This is a genomic window from Pedobacter frigidisoli (assembly GCF_032678525.1).
In the GTDB taxonomy this organism is placed as follows: domain Bacteria; phylum Bacteroidota; class Bacteroidia; order Sphingobacteriales; family Sphingobacteriaceae; genus Pedobacter; species Pedobacter frigidisoli_A.
This window is the reverse complement of the sequence record NZ_JAVTSE010000002.1, coordinates 731130-749766: the sequence shown is the minus strand read 5'-3', so window position 1 is coordinate 749766 and position 18637 is coordinate 731130. Positions and strand designations below refer to the sequence as shown.

Sequence of the window (18637 nt, the reverse complement as noted above, 5' to 3'; positions counted from 1 at the left end):
ATTAAAGGTTTTTTAGTTTGCACTTTGATTCTTCGGTTGCCAATCCGAATTCGTCGTATTATATTTACAGTTCGTCGAATAAACATATATTCCTGTAACAAAGCAAAGTTGAAACCTTCTAAAAGATATAAATTGAAAAGATGAATTACATTAAATACTTCCCAATGGAGCTGTTGTTCTGGGTAATGGCTTTAGTGTTATTGGCTACAAGTAATGGCCATGAGCATCACTTCACACTTTGCCCGCTTGCCAACCTGGGTTACGAGGGCTGGTGTCCGGGATGTGGATTGGGCAGGTCAATAAGTCATATTTTTCATGGCCGTTTTAATGAAAGCTTTTCCGAACATTGGTTTGGCTTTCCGGCACTTTCAATTATAATTTACAGAATTTATAGTTTAATAGCACAACGAAGAACACATCAAACTTTAACATTAAATAAATAGCACCATGGATATCTTTCAATCGCCCTTAATGTCGTTACCAGGAATAACGCCTGAGGAATATGCATACTTACAACAAGCCACAACAGGTTTAAATGAACAACAATTGCGCAACTTTCTGATGATTTACGGGAGTAGAAGAAAGCAACCATCGGAAATCCTCTTGTTATCATTAATCGGATTTTTAGGTTTTGCCGGAATTCACAGATTTGTTATCGGGCAGATTGGAATGGGTATATTATACTTTTTTACCGGAGGCTTATGTATGATCGGAACGATTGTGGATGTAATAAATCATAAAAGCCTAACTTTTGAATACAATCAAAAGGCTGTTTTTGAAAGCTTACAAATGGTAAGAATGGGTGGAGGATTTCAATAAGCAAATGATCTGATACATCAGTTAAGATGATTTAGGTCATTTCAATTTACTGCAAAAGTCCGTTCAGAAATTATTTCTGGACGGACTTTCTGTTTATCAATTTTTTTATCTTTATCAAATGAAATTAGCTGAAATAACCAACTATCTGGAGAGTATTGCTCCCCTTCATTATCAGGAAGACTATGACAACTCGGGGTTGATTGTAGGTGATCCTAATATGGAAGTCCATGGAGCTTTGGTTGCATTAGACTGTGTAGAATCAATTGTGGATGAGGCTATTTCGACTGGTTGTAATTTGATTATTACGCATCATCCCATCGTTTTTAAAGGACTAAAAAAGCTTAACGGAAAAAATTATGTTGAGCGGGTAGTTTTAAAGGCGATCAGGAATAATATTGCGCTTTATGCCATTCATACCAATCTGGATAGTATACATACTGGCGTAAATGCACGGATCTGTGAGCGGTTGGGGCTTACGGGCACCAAGGTACTTTCTCCGAAGGCGGGATTATTGAAAAAAATGGTAACCTATTGTCCAAACGCTCAGGCAGAACAATTGCGATCGGCTTTGTTTTATGCAGGAGCAGGTAATATAGGGAACTACAGTGAGTGCAGTTTTAACGCAGAAGGTTTTGGAACTTTTAAAGGCAACGAACAATCAAACCCGTTTGTTGGGGAACAGGGCATTCGACATAGAGAGCCGGAAGTGAGAATAGAAGTGGTTTTTCCAAGTCAGGTTGAGCGGAAGATTTTAGTTGCATTATTTGAGAACCACCCTTATGAGGAGGTTGCCTACGATATCTATAAGCTGGAGAATAAGCACGATTTGGTAGGATCGGGAATGGTGGGCTGGCTTGAGTATGATATGGATGCCTATGATTTCCTGCATCTGGTTAAAGATAGTATGCAGGCTAAAGTGGTTCGTTACACCTCACCGGTTGGTAAAAGAATTAAAAAAGTTGCGGTTTGCGGAGGAGCTGGAAGTTTTCTATTAAAAGATGCTATCGCAGCAGGAGCAGATGTGTTTATAACTGCTGATTTTAAATATCACGAGTTTTTCGATGCCGAAGAAAAAATCATTATCGCCGACATCGGACACTTTGAAACTGAACAATTTACCTCGGATTTATTGCTTGAAATTATTCAAAAAAAATTTACTAACTTTGCAATCCGTTTAACGGAGCAAAATACAAACCCCATAAATTACTTGTTTTAATGGAACAAACCGTAGAACAGAAGCTAAAGGCTTTATACGAATTACAAAATATTCATACTAAAATTGATAAAATCCGTCAGGTAAGAGGCGAGCTGCCAATGGAAGTGGCTGACTTAGAGGACGATGTTTTAGGTTTGGAGACCAGGATTTCGAAAATCAAAGGTGAGCTTGATGATCTCGAGGACGCAATAGTAACCCGCAAAAATACTATTAAGGATGCTCAGGCAGCAATTAAAAGATATGATACGCAATTAAAAGAAGTTAAAAATAACCGTGAATACGATGCTTTAACTAAAGAGATTGAGATTCAGGGATTAGATATCCAGGTATCTGAGAAAAAAATTAAAGAACATGGTTTTGAAATCACTTCTAAAACTGAAATCTATGACGCTGCTTTAGCTGATTTAGAGGGTAGGAAGAAAGATCTTGAAATTAAAAAATCAGAGCTTGATGTGATTACTGCAGAAACTGAAAAAGAAGAGCAGGACTTGTTGAAAAAGGCTGATAGTGCAGAGCCTGAAATTGAAGAACGTTTACTGGTTGCGTACAAACGTCTCCGTAAAAATGCGGTTAATGGTTTGGCGGTAGTAACAATTGATCGTGATTCTTGCTCGGGTTGTTTCAATCAGATTCCACCACAACGCCAGCTAGATATCCGCCAGCGTAAAAAAATCATTGTGTGCGAGCACTGTGGACGTATTTTAGTTGATGAGGCTTTAACCCATGAAGTGGCTGAAGCATAAGAAACTATCAAATCATATTGAAAAAGCGTCGGGATTATTTTCCCGACGCTTTTTTTATGGGTAAAACAACAATTTGATTTCTGCGTTAAATGTAGATATTTGTTAAATTGTGAATTTCTGCTGTTTATTCAGCGCTTAACCGAAACCTCTACGAATGGCTAAATGCATACGTTTATTTGTCCTGATTTTACTCATTACCTCTCCCCTGTCTTTGTTCGCCAATTTCGATTTTAATGCTAACTGTTTGAATGCCTATAAAAGCATTTTCGAGCTAAAGCTTGGAAATGCCCGGGCTTATATTTCAACTGAAAAAAGACAACGTCCAAATAATTCCATTATACCGCTATTGGAAAATTATGTTGATTATTTTACTGTCCTTACATCGGAAAGTAAGGCAGATTTTGACAGACTAAAAGGAAATAAATCGGTAAGGCTAGATCAGATCAGTGAGGATGATAAAGGATCGCCTTACTACTTGTATGCACAGGCAGAAATTAATCTTCAGTGGGCTTTAATTCGAGGCCGGTTTGGTGAATATTTTAATGCAGCAATGGAGGTGAAACGAGCCAATGGCTTGTTAGTGGAAAATGCAAAGAAGTTTCCTAATTTTCATCTTAATTATAAAGGGCTTGGATTGATCAATGCAGTGCTTGGAAATCTCCCGGATGGAGCGTTAAAGACTGCGCTTTCAACCTTCGGCATAAAAGGTAATTTGCAAACCGGGTTAGATATGTTTGAGCGACTTGCAAATAATTTGCCCAAATCTACTTACGAGCCATTTTATGAAGAGGTTGTGTTTTATTATGCATATGTGTTAACCGATGTTGCACATAGTTCATCAGCCTATTCTAAAACCATGAAATATACTGAGCGGATTGCTGACACAAGTTTATTGAAGAGTTATTTGCAGGGCTATGTTTGTATCAAAAACTCACATAGTGAGGAGGCAATATCAATTTTGTCGAAAAAACCTGATGGAGGTCTTTATCAATCTTTTCCTTATTTAGAATATCTGGAGGGGGTTGCGAGATTAAATAAACTGGACCTCAATGCGAGCTCGTGTTTCAATCGATTTCTGCAATCAAATAAAGGTGTAAATTTCATCAAAGATGCAAACCTTCATTTAGCCTGGATTTCGTTACTCAAAGGCGATAAGAGTGGCTACAGTGCTTATTGTGCTAAAGCAATAAACAATGGCTATAGTTATATGGAAAAAGACAAGCAGGCAAAGAATGACGCCAATGGATTAATTCCAAATCTAGACTTATTGAAAGCAAGACTTCTTTTTGATGGTGGATATTTTGCAAAGGGAATGCAAATCCTTGATGATAAAAAGACGGCTGACTTTGCAAATGAGCGTGATAAAATTGAATTTAATTATCGCCTTGGTCGAATATATGACGATCTGGGCAAAGACGAGCAAGCACTAGCAGCTTATCAGAATACCATTAACCTTGGTAAAAACCAAAAATATTATTTTGCTGCAAATGCAGCTTTGCAAATGGGAAAAGTTTATGAGCAAAAAAATAATATTGCCAAGGCGAGGGAGGCCTTTAACCTTGCAATATCGATGAGGAATCACGAATATGAGAGCAGTATTGAAAGCCAGGCAAAAGCCGGTTTGAAGCGAATTAATTAAAACCGATATACAAATGCATTAATATGCATTCCTGCTCCAACTGATGCAAATACAGCGATATCTCCTTCTTTCACTTTATAGCCCTGCACCTGTCCTTTCAGAACCAAATCCAGGAGGGTGGGTACGGTTGCAACCGAACTGTTTCCCAGCCAGGAGATCGTCATCGGAACGAGGTTTTCAGGAACCGTCTCCTTTCCATAAAGTTTAAACAGGCGTTTCATGATGGCAGTATCCATTTTGCCATTTGCCTGATGAACAAATACGATATTTACATCTTCAACATCCAGCCCTGCTTTATCAATGGCCTTTTTTATCACCTGAGGAACCTGTACAACAGCAAATTCATAAAGTTTTCTGCCATTCATTTTCAGGTAGTAGTTTCCGCTTGTTTCTTCAGGGTGTGAGCCTTTCCCCATGGTGAGTAAATTACCATAATTTACCGCATGTGTTTCGGTTTTGTGGGCAAGGATCCCTTTCTTATCTTCCTCCTCTTCTTTGCCTTCAAAGATAACTGCTCCTGCCCCATCAGAAAATATCATGCTATCTCTGTCGTGCGGGTCAATGATACGGCTAAGGGTTTCGGCTCCAATTACAAGCACACGTTTGGCATCGCCACTCTTGATAAAATAATCAGCTTGTATAGATCCCTGAACCCATCCCGGACATCCAAAAATGATATCGTAAGCTACACAATCCGGATTTACAATACCCAACTGCTGTTTTACTTTTGCCGCCAAAGACGGCAAAACATCAGTACGGTTACTATTGAGAGGAATGTCTCCAAAATTATGGCAGAAGATAATGTAGTCGAGAGACTCTTTATCAATACCAGCATTTTGAATTGCCTGTTCAGCGGCTTTAGCACCAATATGATTGCTTAATTGCCCGGGACATGCATACCGGCGCTCAACAATTTCCGTAATTTCAGAGAATTTATGAATAATCTCTGCATTTTCTTTCTCCAGTCGATTTCCGTTTTCGAAAAACGTGGAGTTAAGGAATTCGTTACCAGAAATGATGTTCTCAGGAATATAACTTCCGGTACCGGTAATTACTGTATTGATCGCTTTGCTCATAATTATAATACCGCATACTAAATCGGTATGTAGTATAAAACTATGGTTAATAATTTAGAATACGAAATTTTTAACTAAAATAGTATTTCTAGTTTAGTTAAAATCGTCTATTAAAAATACGAAAAGTTCTTTTGGACCGTGTGCTCCGAGAACAAGTGTTTTTTCAATATCAGCTGTTCTGCTAGGGCCAGTAATGTTGCTGATCATGGAAGGAATCTGGTTTCCATATTTATTCCTTAATAGCGCAAAAGCATCTTTAAGGTCTAAAACTAACTGACTAGTTTTAGCAATTACAATATGATGATGAGGGAAAATGCTCAGCCTGCGTCCTGCTGCACTTTGATTGGATACCATTACGCTTCCATTTCGGGCTACCAGTGCTTCGCACATGGTTATACCAACTTCCGCCTGTTCGAAATCTTTATCGGTTTGGTAAAAAGGAAATTCATATTTACTTAAAAAGGCTTGCAGTTCAGGTTCCCAGCAGTAGATTTTTCGCCATTTGAATTTGTCGGCAAGTTGCAGCATATTTTCAAAAAAATCGATACCATCTTCGCAGAAGATAAAGTTCCCTGAAACCGCGGTTAGTTGTTCAGCAAACAAGACCTCTAGTTCATCTGTATTTTTCTTATAGAGCTTGGTTTCTTCTAAATTAGGATAAGGGTTTTCACGCTTTTCTAAAAGTGCTTTTCTTATCTTTTTAAGGATCTGCTCCTTTGCTGTCGTGTTATCTTTCATTATAAAAAAAAGCTACCCTGATAATTAAAACAGGGTAGCAAATGTAATTAATAGAAACTATTTATTTATGCTTCTACGGGACTTATGTGTCCTGTGTTACCGCTTTCTTCGCTTCCGAATAATCGCTTGCCAAAAATCTGCTCTAAATCATCTTTGAATAATACCTCTTTTTCAATTAAAATATCAGCGAGCTGTATCAGTTTGTCTTTGTTTTCTTCAAGAAGATTGATTGCTCTTTGATACTGACCTTCAATTAAGATAGAGATTTCTTTATCAATGGTTAATGCAGTTTCTTCAGAGTATGGTTTTGAAAAACTATATTCATTCTGACCTGAAGAATCATAATATGTAATATTTCCCAATTTCTCATTTAAGCCATAGATGGTAACCATTGCCCTGGCTTGTTTGTTTACCTTCTCCAGATCGCTTAATGCTCCGGTTGAAATGGTATCAAACATTACTTTTTCCGCTGCTCTTCCTCCCATTGTTGCGCACATTTCATCCAGCATCTGGTGTGGACGGACAATTGATCTTTCTTCAGGAAGATACCATGCAGCTCCCAGGCTTTGTCCGCGGGGAACGATGGTCACTTTAACAAGAGGTGCCGCATGTTCCAGTAACCAGCTTACCGTAGCATGTCCAGCTTCATGAATGGCTATCGCGCGTTTTTCGCTCGGGGTTACAATTTTATTTTTCTTTTCTAATCCACCAACTATACGGTCTACCGCATCAAGGAAATCTTGTTTGTCTACAGCTGTTTTATTTTTGCGGGCAGCTATTAACGCTGCCTCATTACACACATTCGCGATATCTGCACCCGAAAATCCTGGAGTTTGTTTTGCCAGAAATTCTGTATCCAGTTCTTCAGATTTCTTTAAAGGTCCGATGTGCACTTCAAAGATCTGCTTACGTTCGATAACATCTGGCAGGTCTACATAAATTTGTCTATCAAAACGTCCGGCCCTCAGTAATGCTTTGTCAAGAACATCGGCACGGTTAGTGGCTGCAAGGATAATGACATGTGTATTGGTTCCGAAACCATCCATTTCTACAAGAAGTTGATTTAGGGTGTTTTCGCGTTCGTCGTTTCCACCCATTACTCCGTTTTTACCACGGGCACGACCAATGGCATCAATCTCATCAATAAAGATGATACATGGGGATTTATCTTTAGCCTGCTTAAACAAATCGCGCACGCGAGATGCACCCACGCCAACGAACATTTCTACAAAGTCTGAGCCTGATAAAGAAAAGAAAGGAACTTGCGCTTCTCCGGCAACTGCTTTCGCTAATAATGTTTTTCCTGTACCTGGAGAACCAACCAAAAGTGCACCTTTTGGAATTTTACCTCCAAGATCTGTATATTTTTTAGGGTTTTTTAAGAAATCAACGATCTCCATCACCTCTGTTTTAGCTTCTTCTAATCCTGCAACATCATTGAAAGTGATATTTACCTGGCTCTCCTTGTCAAATAAGGTTGCTTTAGATTTGCCTATGCTGAAGATCTGGCCCCCGCCTCCGGCGCCGCCGCCCATTCTACGCATCATGAAAATCCAGAAACCGATTAAAAGAAGTACTGGTAATATGATGCTTAAAAACCAGCTGGCAAACGGACTGCTGCGGTTTTCAGGAATGTAAGAAATTGCCTTTCTACCTGCAGGGAGACTAGATTGCGAATCTTTTAGTTTCGCGGTTAGATCTGCAAATTTACCGCCAACTTCAAAATAAACAGTCGGTACCGGCGTGTTTGAGAAGTTGACCGAACTAGCGCTCTTTAGCGATTTATAAAAGGGCTTTTTATCAAGGCTATCTTTATTGATGTACACCTCTGCCCTAACAAGATCCTCACTTTGATAGGCAACAATTTTATCCACATCACCCGGGATAAGTATTTTACTTTCAAATACCTCGTAAGTTACTTTCTTACCACTGTCGCTTGTGAAAAAGAATTGGGCTGCAACAATTGCAACAATTATTGCTGCATATATCCAGAAAATATTGAATTTAGACCCCTTTTGAGGCTTTTTGGGGATATTTGGAAGCTTCTTTCCTTGTTTATTGTCGTTAATATTTTGGTTTTCGTTCATTTTGTTTTTCAAAATTGTGGTTCAACTGGTTATGCGCTTTGATAATTTGTGCTTTCTGCATCTCCCCAAAGTTCTTCTATGCCATAAAAGTGGCGTTTTTCTGTCTTAAATATGTGCACAACCACATCGAAATAATCCAGTATTATCCAGTCGGCTGATTCAAGGCCCTCTTTGTGTCGTGGGTCGCTCTGAGTGGCCTTATATATTTCTTTCTCAACACTATCGGCAATTGCTTTGACTTGTGTTCCCGAGTTAGCGCTCGCGATAATAAAATAATCTGCTACTGATGTGTGAATATTAGTTAGGTCTAACCGCACGATATCTTCTCCCTTTTTTTCCTGAATGCCATGGACGGCCAATTCTGAAAGGTATGTAGAAAGGGCTACTATTTTCTTTTTTACCATTAAAATACTTTAATTTTGGAATTATAACTCTATCAATTCAACATTGCAAAATAACACTTTTTCAACACTATTTGTAGGTCAAAATTTAATCAAGTTGAAAGAGATTGATTCTACTAATAACTTTTTAAAAGATTTGGCGTCAAATTCCGAGCCATTAGCTGAAGGTACTGTAATTATGGCAGACAATCAGTATGCCGGAAGAGGACAGGTTGAAAATGTCTGGCAAACGGAACCAGGTAAAAATATTAGTACAAGCGTTTATTTTCGTCCGTTCTTTTTGCCTTTGCACAGACAGTTTTATTTAAACATTGCTGTTAGTTTGGCCGTTAGCGAAGCTTTAATGGTTTTTATTCCAGATGGAATCAGTATTAAATGGCCCAACGATATTTATCATCAAAACAAAAAGATTGGCGGAATTTTAATAGAAAATACACTGTCAGGATCTTCCATTAAGACATCTGTTATTGGCATAGGTTTGAATATTAATCAAGAAGAATTTTCCGCCAGTATCAGGCACAAGGCTACCTCAGTAATTCAAATTTTACATAGATCTGTTGAAATAATGGATATTATGGATAAATTATTCGTTTATATGGAAAAATACTACCTAATTTTGAAATCAGGTAGGTATGAATTTTTGATGGATTTATATATGCGGCAACTTTATCTTTTCGATAAGCTTGCAGAATATAGGCAAGGTGAGCAGTTTTTTAGCGGCTCGATTAAAGGAGTTGCAGAACGCGGGCAGCTTTTGATAGAGGTTGATGGCATTTTAAAATCTTTTAACTTTAAAGAATTAGAATTTACACACACAAAATAAACACACAATGAAAAAAATCACTTTAGTGGTTTCAATGGTATTATTTACCCTGTTTGGTGCCTTCGCACAAATTGAGAAACCTGTTACCTGGGCGTATTCTGCAAAAAAAATTAGCAGTACAGAAGCTGTTTTGTATATTAAGGCAACAATTGACGATAGATGGCACATTTATTCTCAGAATGTAAAAGACGGCGGACCTGTTAAAACAACATTTACTTTCGCTCCGTCGAAAGATTTCTCACTAATCGGCAAAACTATTGAACCAAAGGCGATAACCAAATATGAGAGTACTTTTAAAATGAATGTAAGTTATTTTGAGAAATCGGTAATTTTCCAACAAAAAGTAAAATTGAATAAAGGCGCAACAACTATTAAAGGTAAAGTTGAGTTTATGGTTTGTAATGATAAGCAATGTTTGCCACCGGAAGAGGTTGAATTCAGTGTTCCCGTTAAATAAATAATTGATAACAAATTAGTTATATACAGTCCCGAAGAACTCGGGACTGTTTCTTTTTAAAGTAAAATCTTTTTCCTTACAGCTCCCTCGGTCCCAGCCTTTAAAAATTATTCTTAATTTCACGCCTTCAACACACACACACAAATGAAAAAGGTTTTATTATTGTTATTAACGGCCATAATGTTCTTAGCATTACCGGCTGTTAAAAGTTATGCCATTCAGGCGCAGGATACCACATCAGCCAGCGTACCTGATGATGTCGTTTTTACGGAGGTTGGCTCAGCGGCAGATAGTGCAGCAAATGGCATTGTTCAGGACACGATAAAAAAGGATTCCGTTGCTTCGGCAGATAAAATGGAAGCTGTTACGGGACAAAAAGGTGGGGATAGTTTATTTTCCGTTTTTGCTGCCGGATTTATTGCTGGCTTAATTGCCTTTTTATTGCCATGTATATTTCCTATGGTGCCATTGACTGTAAGCTATTTTACCAAAAGAGCCGAAACCAAAGGTAAGGGTATACAAGGTGCTGTTATTTATGGCGTTTCTATTATTGTAATATATGTGCTACTGGGGCTCTTAATCACTGTAATTTTTGGTGCAAGTGCACTGAATGAGCTTGCTACTGATGGTTTCTTCAATGTATTTATCTTCCTGGTGCTTTTAATTTTCGGTGTTTCATTTTTGGGAGCATTTGAGATTACCCTTCCAAGTTCTTTTGTAAATAAAATGGACTCTAAGTCTGATTCCAAGGGGTTGACTGGGATATTTTTTATGGCGGCGACACTTGCCGTTGTTTCCTTCTCCTGTACCGGGCCTCTGATCGGAACACTGCTTGTTACCGTTGGACAAAGCGGAGGTTTCTTAGCTCCTGTGATGGGAATGTTTGGCTTCTCTCTTGCATTGGCTTTAATATTTGTAGTATTTGCCATATTTCCAAGCTGGCTTACGGGGTTGCCAAAGTCAGGTGGTTGGCTGAATGCTGTTAAAGTGGTTTTAGGCCTTATTGAAATTGCCCTGGCACTTAAATTTTTATCAACCGCGGATTTAGCTTATCACTGGGGGATATTGGACAGAGAGGTATTTATTTCCATTTGGATCGTAATTGCATTTATACTTGGTTTTTACATTATTGGAAAGATTAAGTTTTCGCACGATAGCGATTTGCCATACGTGTCGACTGCCAGATTATTTATCGCGGGGATTGCCTTTACTTTCGCATTTTATTTAATACCGGGTTTATTTGGGGCGCCATTAAAAGCAGTAAGTGCGTTGGTTCCACCAATGTCTACCCAAGATTTTGTATTAGGACAAGAGAATGGTTCGGCAGTATCTCCCAATGCGGCAACGCACTCAAAAAGGAAGTATGCTGATTTTTTACATATTCCACATCAGATAGACGGCTTCTTCGATTACGAAGAGGCGCTGGCCTATGCTAAAGAGGTTAAAAAACCCTTGTTTTTGGATTTTACTGGTCACGGTTGTGTGAATTGCAGGGAAATGGAAGCGAGGGTATGGTCTGATCCCCGGGTATTAAAAAAGTTGAAAGAGGACTATATCGTTGTCTCTTTGTACACAGATGATAAAACCGCCTTGCCAGAGTCTGAACAATTTGATTCAAAGGTTCTGGAAACAAGAGTTAATACTGTGGGGAAAAAGTTTAAGCATTTACAAGCCGAAAGATTTAACACCATTTCGCAGCCGTATTATGTACTTTTGGGCACAGATGAAAAAGAACTGGTTTCTCCTCCAATAGGCGTTGAATTTAATATAGATGCATATCTGCAATATCTTGATAAGGGTCTTGCTGCATTTGCAAATAAATAGTAAAATGAATAAAATTAAGAAAATAGGTGTTTTAACCTCTGGTGGCGATTCGCCAGGCATGAACGCTGCAATCAGAGCTGTAGTAAGGGCTTCAATTTATTACGATATTGAAGTTGTTGGATTTGTTCGCGGATATGAGGGCTTGATTAACAATGATTTTGTTCCTATGGACCGTAAATCAGTGGCCAACATTATCCAGCGGGGTGGAACAATTCTCAAAACTGCGCGAAGCGATGCTTTCAGAACCATTGAAGGCCGTAATCAGGCATACCAGAATTTAAAAGCTCAGGCTGTGGATGCTTTAGTTGTTATTGGTGGAGATGGAACATTTACCGGGGCGAATGTTTTTTCCAAGGAACACGATTTACCGATCATTGGTTTGCCTGGCACTATCGATAACGATTTGGCAGGAACAGACTTTACGATTGGTTATGACTCTGCATTAAACACTGTTATCGATGCTGTTGACCGCATCAGAGACACGGCAGAATCTCACGACAGGCTTTTTATCGTTGAGGTGATGGGCCGTGACTCGGGTTTAATTGCGTTGAGAAGTGGTATTGGAGTTGGCGCAGAGGCAATAATGATTCCTGAAGCTAATATGAATGCGGATGATATTCTTCATAAATTGGAGCATAGCCGTAAAGATAAAGCGTCAAAAATTATTATCGTTGCCGAAGGGGACGACACTGGTGGCGCATTTAAAGTGGGAGAAATTTTACAGGAAAAATATCCTCATTACGACACTAAAGTTTCGATTTTGGGACACATTCAGCGTGGAGGCAAACCTACGTGCATGGATCGGGTTTTAGCGAGCCAGCTGGGGGTTGCTGCGGTTGAAGGATTAATCAATGGCGAAAGCCGTGTAATGGCTGGGCAAATGAATCGCGAAATCGTGTTTACGCCGTTTGATCATGCCATTAAACATATTGATGCAGAAAAGGTGAGCTCAACATGGTTGAAGCTGATCGATATCCTTTCTTTTTAAACAATCGGGCTCCACAATCTGGAGCCCGATTGTTTTTATAGATCTTCCAGAATAACGGCAGTACCATTGGCGCTTACCATAAGCATGCTGCCTCCACTACCTACCGTTTCATAATCCAGGTCTATACCAACGATTGCGTTAGCACCCAGTGCCGCTGCATATTGTTGCATTTCATTTAGTGCAGTGTCCTTCCCTTCTCTTAACACGCGTTCATAAGAACTTGACCTTCCACCAACAATATCCGTTATACCAGCGAATAAATCTTTAAAAATATTTGCACCAATAATGGTTTCTCCGGTAACCAAACCGACATATTTTACAATTTTTTTGCCCTCAACCGAAGGCGTTGTGGTAAGTAACATAGTTTTCGTTTTTATAATTAGAAGCCTTTAAACCTTAATTGTTACACTTGCCAATATTGGACTTCCATTTTACTTTTGAAACACTACAAGGAGCAGTATTATAATCAACATTTCAATACCAGATGCCTGGCTTAGTTCCTTACCTTAGTTTTGCCCGTTTTTGCCACATGTATCTGCAAATATTTCGCTTAAAGGGTCTGAAAATAAAGAAATTAAACTATGTTTTTAATTTACAGTATTTTAGTTATCTTTGCAGCCCCGCAGTATGTAACTCCGGGAACTATGTTGAATACATAAATACGATAAGAAATGGCAACTAAAATCAGATTGCAAAGATTCGGTAAAAAAGGAAAGCCTTTTTTCCACGTTGTGGTAGCAGATTCTCGCTCTCCACGTGATGGTAAATTTATTGAGCGTTTAGGTTCTTATAACCCAAATACCAATCCTGCTACTATCGAAATTAACTTCGAAAAAACTTTAGCCTGGGTTAACAGTGGTGCACAACCAACTGATACAGCTCGTGCTATTCTATCTTACAAAGGTGTTTTATATAAAAAACACTTAGAAGGTGGAGTTAAAAAAGGTGCTTTAACTCAAGAGCAGGCTGATGAGAAATTCACTGCATGGTTAGATTCTAAAGCAAACAAAATCTCTGGTAAAACAGAAGGTTTAGCTACTTCGAAAGCAGATGCGCGTAAAGCAGCATTAGCGGCGGAAGCTAAGAAAAAAGAAGACAGAGCGGCAGCAATCGCAGCTAAAAATGCACCAGTTGCAGAAGAGGTTGTTGAAGAAGAAGCTCCAGCTGCTGAGGCAACTGAAGAAGCTCCTGCGGCAGAAACTACTACAGAAGGAGCAGAATAATTTTCCCTCTTTCTTAAATTAAAATAGCGTTTCGATTATCGGAACGCTATTTTTATTTAAAACCATTCATAGTGATAAATACCACTGTTTTATGGGGCAACTCATCTCTGGTTATTTCTTTTCGCAACAACAATAATTATTAATTAAGATAATGAAACACGAAGAGGCATTTTACATAGGTTACGTAACGAAAACCCGGGGTTTAAAGGGTGAGGTTCAGGTTTTTTTCGAATTTGATGATTATGAGCAATTAAGCTTTGATGTGGTTTTTGCTGATATGAACGGCAAGCTTGTGCCCTATTTTGTTGCTTCTGCTAAACTACAAGCCAATAAAACTGGTTATTTTAACTTCGACGATCTCGATCATATTGATAAAGCTCAATCCCTGCTTAAAAAAAAACTTTATCTTCCGCTTAGCCAAATGCCGGAGCGGGATGAGGATGAGTTTTTTTATACTGATTTAAAAGGCTTTAAAGCCGTCGATGAAGTTCTTGGAGAGCTCGGTGAGATTATAGAAGTCAATGAATATCCACAGCAATTTGTTGCAACTGTTTTATATCAAGAGACTGAAATCCTTTTTCCTTTAAATGAGGACTTTATCGTTGAAATTGATGATGAAGAAAAGATCCTGATGCTGGATTTGCCAGAGGGATTGCTGGATATTTATTTAGATCAGTAGGGGGACATTTTTGTTGCGCCAAATATTATTCTATCGCGGTATATGATGATGATTATACTTTTCAAAAGTAGATACTCATTGAATTATCCAGTTATTTAATATTACATAAAGTTGAGTTACCTTTGTACTATGCGTTTTGATATTATTACTGTACTTCCAGCTCTGTTAGAAAGTCCTTTTGCTCATTCTATTTTGCATCGTGCTCAAAAAAAAGGTTTAGCCGAAATTGTAGTGCATAACCTTAGGGATTATGCAACAAATAAACAAAAGAGTGTTGATGACTATCAATATGGCGGTGGCAGCGGCATGGTAATGAGCATAGAGCCATTCGCGGCCTGTATAGAAAAATTGCTTGATGAGCGGGCATATGATGAGATCATTTTTATGAGTCCTGATGGCGTAACACTTAATCAAACCACAGCGAATGAATTATCCATTAAAAAGAATATCATTATTCTTTGTGGCCATTACAAAGGGATTGACCAGCGTATCCGCGATATTTTCGTTACGCGTGAAATTTCGGTTGGCGACTATGTGCTAAGTGGCGGAGAATTGCCTGCGGCTATCGTTGTTGACGCTGTAGTGCGTCTTATTCCCGGAGTTTTGAACGATGAGACTTCTGCCCTTTCTGACAGTTTTCAGGGAGAGCTGCTGGATGCACCTGTGTATACCCGTCCGGCAGACTGGAGGGGGCACAAAGTACCAGATGTTTTGTTAAGTGGGCATGAGGCAAAGGTTAACGAATGGAGGCATGAGCAGGCGTTGGAGCGTACCAGACAACGTCGCCCGGATCTGTTGGAATAAAATGAAGTTTTTGTTGCTTTTGTCCCTCTGCTGATCTTTTGAGACATAAGTGATTACATTCTGTAAATGTGGATTTCTAAAAGATTGTGGAAAAAATAAAAAAGGTTTTTTTTATTAAAAAAAAATCCCTAATATTGCAATCCGAATTTCACGGGTTGAAATATCGATTTAATAGCTTAAAATCATGGATTTAGTAAAATTTGTTGAAGAGCAGGCCATCGCGAAAAAAGATTTTCCTGCGTTCAAGTCTGGCGATACAGTGAGCGTACACTATAAAATTCGCGAAGGTAATAAAGAGCGTATTCAGATTTACCAAGGTGTTGTAATTCAACGTAACAGTGCTGGTGCAAACGAGACTTTCACTGTGCGTAAAATTAGCAATGGTATTGGTGTTGAGCGTATTTTCCCTTTTAGTTCTCCAAACATCGAGAAAGTAGAAGTGAATAGTTATGGTAAAGTTCGTAGAGCAAAATTATTCTACCTACGTGCTTTAACTGGTAAAGCTGCTCGTATCAAATCTTTAAGAAAATAATATTCTTTATTATAAGATATAGCCTTCACGATTAATTTCGTGGAGGTTTTTTTGTTTACACCTTATTTTTTATGTTGGATTCTGTTTTTTTTGATCAAATATTTTGGGGCAACAGCATTAAGGCTTATTGTCTGTTTGGAGGCATTCTTTTTATAGGGCTACTATTTAAGCGTATTGTCTCAAGACTTTTAAGTAAGCTATTATTTAAGCTCTTCAGGAGCTTTTCCAGTCAGTCTCATGATGATGCGTTTGTATCACTGCTCATTAAGCCCATAGAGACCTTTATATTGCTTTCAACATTATATTTGTCTATCAATCAGCTCAAACACCCCTTAGAGGTTGCGGTATTCCATTATAGTAAGCTTGTTGGAAAAGTTAAAGAGTCTATTCCTGTAAGCATTGGAGATTGTATTGACAGGATATTCCTGTTCATGATCATCCTCTCCATTTTCTGGATTATATTAAGAATAATCGACTTTATTAGCCATGTGCTATTATACAAAGCCTCATTAACTGATAATAAGTCCGATGATCAGCTTGTTCCTTTTCTTAAAGAGTTGTTTAAAACGATTGTCATTTTCATCGGATTCTTTACATTGCTGGGTTTCGTTTTCGAAGTAAATGTACTCACGCTGATTACAGGGTTAGGTATAGGAGGTATTGCTATCGCCCTGGCAGCTAAAGAGAGCCTGGAAAATTTAATTGGATCATTTACCATTTTTCTTGATAAACCATTTGTTGTTGGTGACTTGGTTAAGGTAGATGGGGTTGAAGGGACGGTTGAAAAAGTTGGTTTTAGAAGTACCAGGATCCGTACATCTGAAAAAACAATGGCCACCATTCCCAACAGAGGTATGATTGATGGGGTATTGGAAAATCTGTCTCTACGTAACCTTAGAAAGGTAGCATTTACCATCGGGTTGACATATGAAACAACAGGAGATTCTGTGAAGAAAATTGTTTCAGATATTGAAACTCATATCCGTTCACATAGTGGTACTACCGATGGGAGTGTTGCTTTCAAAAGTTTTGGTGATTCAGGTCTCAATGTTGAAATCTCCTACTTCGTCACCATCCTGGATAATACAGAATTCATTAAAATCAGGCAGGAAATTAATCTCGAGATTATGGACATTGTGATGAGAAACAAATCAGATTTTGCTTATCCTACACAAAGATTGATAAGCGACAGACCACTTGGCGGTGATCACGAAAAAGAGGTTGGAGATGATGCAACCGACTGACAAAGAACGTTAAAGTAAAAGAGGGTCAATTGATATTAATTGACCCTCTTTTAGAATTATAGTTTTATTTTAACCACGCATTATAGTGTGGCTAATGTGGTAATCCCACCTTTAACTACCTGATTTAATTCTACGTTGACCTTTGTGCCTACAGGAAGAAAAACATCTACTCTTGATCCAAATTTAATGAACCCGAACTGCTCAGTTTGTTTAACCTGATCGCCTTCTTTTACATACCACACAATCCGGCGAGCTAATGCGCCTGCAATTTGACGAAAGAGTACCGGAGTGCCGTTTTTATGTTCTACAACTGTTGTAGTCCGCTCGTTTTCTGTAGATGATTTAGGATTCCATGCTGCCAGATACTTACCTGGATGGTATTTGAAAAACTTAACCACACCAGAGATAGGATTACGGTTAATGTGAACGTTTACCGGAGACATAAAGATGGAAACCTGTAGTCGTTTGTCTTTAAAATATTCTCCTTCTTCAGTTTCTTCAATTACGACCACTTTACCGTCTGCAGGGCAGATTACGAGATGGTCTCCTGCGGAAAAAGTCCGGCTTGGATTCCGGAAGAATTGCAGCACAATGATAAATAACGCAGCGGAGAAAATATAGATAAACCAACGTAGCCACGTAATGTCATAATATTTGTAGTCAATAACGGCATTGATTACAAAAATGAGTAAGATAGTAATGGCAATGGTTGTGTAGCCTTCTTTATGTATAGTCATTGTATTTGAAATGATTTTTGCGCAAAGGTGCAAAAAAATAATTAATAGAATGTAAAGTTATGCTGTGGTAGCCCTGTATATGTCAGTTAGATTTCTACCTAGCCCATTGTAGTCCAATCCATATCCAACAACAAATTCATTTGGTATTTCAAACCCAATATACGCTAATTCCTCAATCTCGTATTTTAATGCAGAGGGCTTTAATAAAAGCGAGGCAACCTTTAGTGAAGCAGGCTTCTTCTTTTTTATTGTTTTTAAAATATGGGTAAGCGTTAAACCTGTATCAACAATATCTTCTACGATTATAATGTCACGCCCTTCAAGTTTTTCCGGCAAACCAATCAACTCCTCTATATGCCCTGTGCTGCTGGTTCCCTCGTAAGATGCTACTTTCATGAAAGCCACCTCGCAAGGTACATCAATCTCTTTTATCAAATCTGCCATAAACAAAAAACTACCATTTAACACGCCAATAAATAAAGGGCACTTGACTTCGTAGTCTACATTGATCTGAATGCCCAATAAGCGTATTCTTTTATTTAGTGTTTCGTTTTCAAGAAAAATCTCAAACTCTTTATCTTCTACTTTTATTTTGTGCATATGGTGG

21 protein-coding genes are annotated in these 18637 nt (G+C 38.4%); 14 read left to right on the top strand and 7 right to left on the bottom strand.

The genetic code is table 11. The annotated features are described in order from the left end of the window. The first annotated feature begins 140 nt into the window (after positions 1-140). The 5 genes from R2Q80_RS08290 to R2Q80_RS08270 all read left to right on the top strand — a co-directional run bounded on the left by R2Q80_RS08290 (position 141) and on the right by R2Q80_RS08270 (position 4417). Entirely contained in the window at positions 141-443 is a 303-nt protein-coding gene (locus R2Q80_RS08290; RefSeq protein WP_316799145.1) for a DUF2752 domain-containing protein, read from the top strand. 4 nt (positions 444-447) lie between these two features. Further along, complete coding sequence (locus R2Q80_RS08285; RefSeq protein WP_047799712.1) at positions 448-819, top strand: TM2 domain-containing protein; 372 nt, start codon at positions 448-450, stop codon at positions 817-819. Between the two features lie 118 nt (positions 820-937). Continuing rightward, positions 938-2035: a Nif3-like dinuclear metal center hexameric protein gene (locus R2Q80_RS08280; protein WP_316799144.1), complete on the top strand. Its 1098-nt coding sequence runs from the start codon at positions 938-940 to the stop codon at positions 2033-2035. Then, positions 2035-2778: a zinc ribbon domain-containing protein gene (locus tag R2Q80_RS08275; protein ID WP_316799143.1), complete on the top strand. Its 744-nt coding sequence runs from the start codon at positions 2035-2037 to the stop codon at positions 2776-2778. The genes R2Q80_RS08280 and R2Q80_RS08275 overlap by 1 nt, the downstream gene beginning before the upstream one ends. Positions 2779-2932: 154 nt before the next feature. Beyond that, positions 2933-4417, top strand: a complete 1485-nt coding sequence (locus R2Q80_RS08270) for a tetratricopeptide repeat protein (RefSeq protein ID WP_316799142.1) — start codon at positions 2933-2935, stop codon at positions 4415-4417. Here R2Q80_RS08270 and R2Q80_RS08265 read toward each other — a convergent pair. The 4 genes from R2Q80_RS08265 to rsfS form a co-directional block, all read right to left on the bottom strand. Further along, entirely contained in the window at positions 4414-5493 is a 1080-nt protein-coding gene (locus tag R2Q80_RS08265) for a ketoacyl-ACP synthase III (protein ID WP_316799141.1), read from the bottom strand. The two genes, R2Q80_RS08270 and R2Q80_RS08265, sit on opposite strands and share 4 nt — an antisense overlap. A gap of 93 nt (positions 5494-5586) precedes the next feature. Beyond that, entirely contained in the window at positions 5587-6231 is a 645-nt protein-coding gene (locus R2Q80_RS08260; protein WP_316799140.1) for a lactate utilization protein C, read from the bottom strand. Positions 6232-6296: 65 nt separating this feature from the next. Further along, complete coding sequence (gene ftsH / locus R2Q80_RS08255; RefSeq protein ID WP_316799139.1) at positions 6297-8318, bottom strand: ATP-dependent zinc metalloprotease FtsH; 2022 nt, start codon at positions 8316-8318, stop codon at positions 6297-6299. Between the two features lie 29 nt (positions 8319-8347). Beyond that, positions 8348-8722: a ribosome silencing factor gene (gene rsfS / locus R2Q80_RS08250; protein WP_316799138.1), complete on the bottom strand. Its 375-nt coding sequence runs from the start codon at positions 8720-8722 to the stop codon at positions 8348-8350. A 43-nt stretch (positions 8723-8765) separates the two neighbouring features. Here rsfS and R2Q80_RS08245 point away from each other — a divergent pair, with 43 nt between their 5' ends. The 4 genes from R2Q80_RS08245 (at position 8766) to pfkA (ending at position 12811) form a co-directional block, all read left to right on the top strand. Next, positions 8766-9542 (top strand): biotin--[acetyl-CoA-carboxylase] ligase, encoded by a 777-nt coding sequence (locus R2Q80_RS08245; RefSeq protein ID WP_316799137.1) that lies wholly within the window; start codon positions 8766-8768, stop codon positions 9540-9542. Positions 9543-9549: 7 nt separating this feature from the next. Then, positions 9550-9999, top strand: coding sequence for a protein-disulfide reductase DsbD domain-containing protein (locus R2Q80_RS08240; protein WP_316799136.1), 450 nt, complete (start codon positions 9550-9552; stop codon positions 9997-9999). 180 nt (positions 10000-10179) lie between these two features. Then, on the top strand, positions 10180-11823 hold the full coding sequence (locus tag R2Q80_RS08235) for a protein-disulfide reductase DsbD family protein (RefSeq protein ID WP_316799135.1): 1644 nt from the start codon (positions 10180-10182) through the stop codon (positions 11821-11823). 4 nt (positions 11824-11827) lie between these two features. Next, a complete protein-coding gene (pfkA, locus tag R2Q80_RS08230; RefSeq protein ID WP_316799134.1) occupies positions 11828-12811 on the top strand; it encodes a 6-phosphofructokinase in 984 nt (327 codons plus the stop codon). Positions 12812-12846: 35 nt separating this feature from the next. On the opposite strand, the gene R2Q80_RS08225 is transcribed toward pfkA, so the two are convergent. Then, positions 12847-13173: a heavy metal-binding domain-containing protein gene (locus R2Q80_RS08225; protein WP_047799724.1), complete on the bottom strand. Its 327-nt coding sequence runs from the start codon at positions 13171-13173 to the stop codon at positions 12847-12849. 309 nt (positions 13174-13482) lie between these two features. Between R2Q80_RS08225 and R2Q80_RS08220 the strand changes: the two genes are divergently transcribed. From R2Q80_RS08220 to R2Q80_RS08200, 5 genes are all read left to right on the top strand, one after another. After that, a complete protein-coding gene (locus tag R2Q80_RS08220; RefSeq protein ID WP_316799133.1) occupies positions 13483-14034 on the top strand; it encodes a 30S ribosomal protein S16 in 552 nt (183 codons plus the stop codon). Between the two features lie 151 nt (positions 14035-14185). Beyond that, positions 14186-14713 (top strand): ribosome maturation factor RimM, encoded by a 528-nt coding sequence (rimM, locus tag R2Q80_RS08215; protein ID WP_316799132.1) that lies wholly within the window; start codon positions 14186-14188, stop codon positions 14711-14713. 129 nt (positions 14714-14842) lie between these two features. Continuing rightward, positions 14843-15517, top strand: coding sequence for a tRNA (guanosine(37)-N1)-methyltransferase TrmD (gene trmD / locus R2Q80_RS08210; protein ID WP_316799131.1), 675 nt, complete (start codon positions 14843-14845; stop codon positions 15515-15517). 184 nt (positions 15518-15701) lie between these two features. Beyond that, positions 15702-16049: a 50S ribosomal protein L19 gene (gene rplS, locus R2Q80_RS08205; RefSeq protein WP_410478730.1), complete on the top strand. Its 348-nt coding sequence runs from the start codon at positions 15702-15704 to the stop codon at positions 16047-16049. 305 nt (positions 16050-16354) lie between these two features. Continuing rightward, on the top strand, positions 16355-17293 hold the full coding sequence (locus tag R2Q80_RS08200) for a mechanosensitive ion channel family protein (RefSeq protein ID WP_316799130.1): 939 nt from the start codon (positions 16355-16357) through the stop codon (positions 17291-17293). An 80-nt stretch (positions 17294-17373) separates the two neighbouring features. On the opposite strand, the gene R2Q80_RS08195 is transcribed toward R2Q80_RS08200, so the two are convergent. Next, on the bottom strand, positions 17374-18030 hold the full coding sequence (locus R2Q80_RS08195; protein WP_316799129.1) for a phosphatidylserine decarboxylase family protein: 657 nt from the start codon (positions 18028-18030) through the stop codon (positions 17374-17376). 57 nt (positions 18031-18087) lie between these two features. Beyond that, positions 18088-18630 (bottom strand): hypoxanthine phosphoribosyltransferase, encoded by a 543-nt coding sequence (hpt, locus tag R2Q80_RS08190; protein WP_316799128.1) that lies wholly within the window; start codon positions 18628-18630, stop codon positions 18088-18090. Between the last annotated feature and the right edge of the window lie 7 nt (positions 18631-18637).

Bases quoted from the DNA above. Each gene is read 5' to 3' on its own strand.
- R2Q80_RS08290 (WP_316799145.1), top strand. From the start codon at position 141: ATGAATTACATTAAATACTTCCCAATGGAGCTGTTGTTCTGGGTAATG.
- R2Q80_RS08285 (WP_047799712.1), top strand. From the start codon at position 448: ATGGATATCTTTCAATCGCCCTTAATGTCGTTACCAGGAATAACGCCT.
- R2Q80_RS08280 (WP_316799144.1), top strand. From the start codon at position 938: ATGAAATTAGCTGAAATAACCAACTATCTGGAGAGTATTGCTCCCCTT.
- R2Q80_RS08275 (WP_316799143.1), top strand. From the start codon at position 2,035: ATGGAACAAACCGTAGAACAGAAGCTAAAGGCTTTATACGAATTACAA.
- R2Q80_RS08270 (WP_316799142.1), top strand. From the start codon at position 2,933: ATGGCTAAATGCATACGTTTATTTGTCCTGATTTTACTCATTACCTCT.
- R2Q80_RS08265 (WP_316799141.1), bottom strand. From the start codon at position 5,493: ATGAGCAAAGCGATCAATACAGTAATTACCGGTACCGGAAGTTATATT.
- R2Q80_RS08260 (WP_316799140.1), bottom strand. From the start codon at position 6,231: ATGAAAGATAACACGACAGCAAAGGAGCAGATCCTTAAAAAGATAAGA.
- ftsH (WP_316799139.1), bottom strand. From the start codon at position 8,318: ATGAACGAAAACCAAAATATTAACGACAATAAACAAGGAAAGAAGCTT.
- rsfS (WP_316799138.1), bottom strand. From the start codon at position 8,722: ATGGTAAAAAAGAAAATAGTAGCCCTTTCTACATACCTTTCAGAATTG.
- R2Q80_RS08240 (WP_316799136.1), top strand. From the start codon at position 9,550: ATGAAAAAAATCACTTTAGTGGTTTCAATGGTATTATTTACCCTGTTT.
- R2Q80_RS08235 (WP_316799135.1), top strand. From the start codon at position 10,180: ATGTTCTTAGCATTACCGGCTGTTAAAAGTTATGCCATTCAGGCGCAG.
- pfkA (WP_316799134.1), top strand. From the start codon at position 11,828: ATGAATAAAATTAAGAAAATAGGTGTTTTAACCTCTGGTGGCGATTCG.
- R2Q80_RS08225 (WP_047799724.1), bottom strand. From the start codon at position 13,173: ATGTTACTTACCACAACGCCTTCGGTTGAGGGCAAAAAAATTGTAAAA.
- R2Q80_RS08220 (WP_316799133.1), top strand. From the start codon at position 13,483: ATGGCAACTAAAATCAGATTGCAAAGATTCGGTAAAAAAGGAAAGCCT.
- rimM (WP_316799132.1), top strand. From the start codon at position 14,186: ATGAAACACGAAGAGGCATTTTACATAGGTTACGTAACGAAAACCCGG.
- trmD (WP_316799131.1), top strand. From the start codon at position 14,843: ATGCGTTTTGATATTATTACTGTACTTCCAGCTCTGTTAGAAAGTCCT.
- rplS (WP_410478730.1), top strand. From the start codon at position 15,702: ATGGATTTAGTAAAATTTGTTGAAGAGCAGGCCATCGCGAAAAAAGAT.
- R2Q80_RS08195 (WP_316799129.1), bottom strand. From the start codon at position 18,030: ATGACTATACATAAAGAAGGCTACACAACCATTGCCATTACTATCTTA.
- hpt (WP_316799128.1), bottom strand. From the start codon at position 18,630: ATGCACAAAATAAAAGTAGAAGATAAAGAGTTTGAGATTTTTCTTGAA.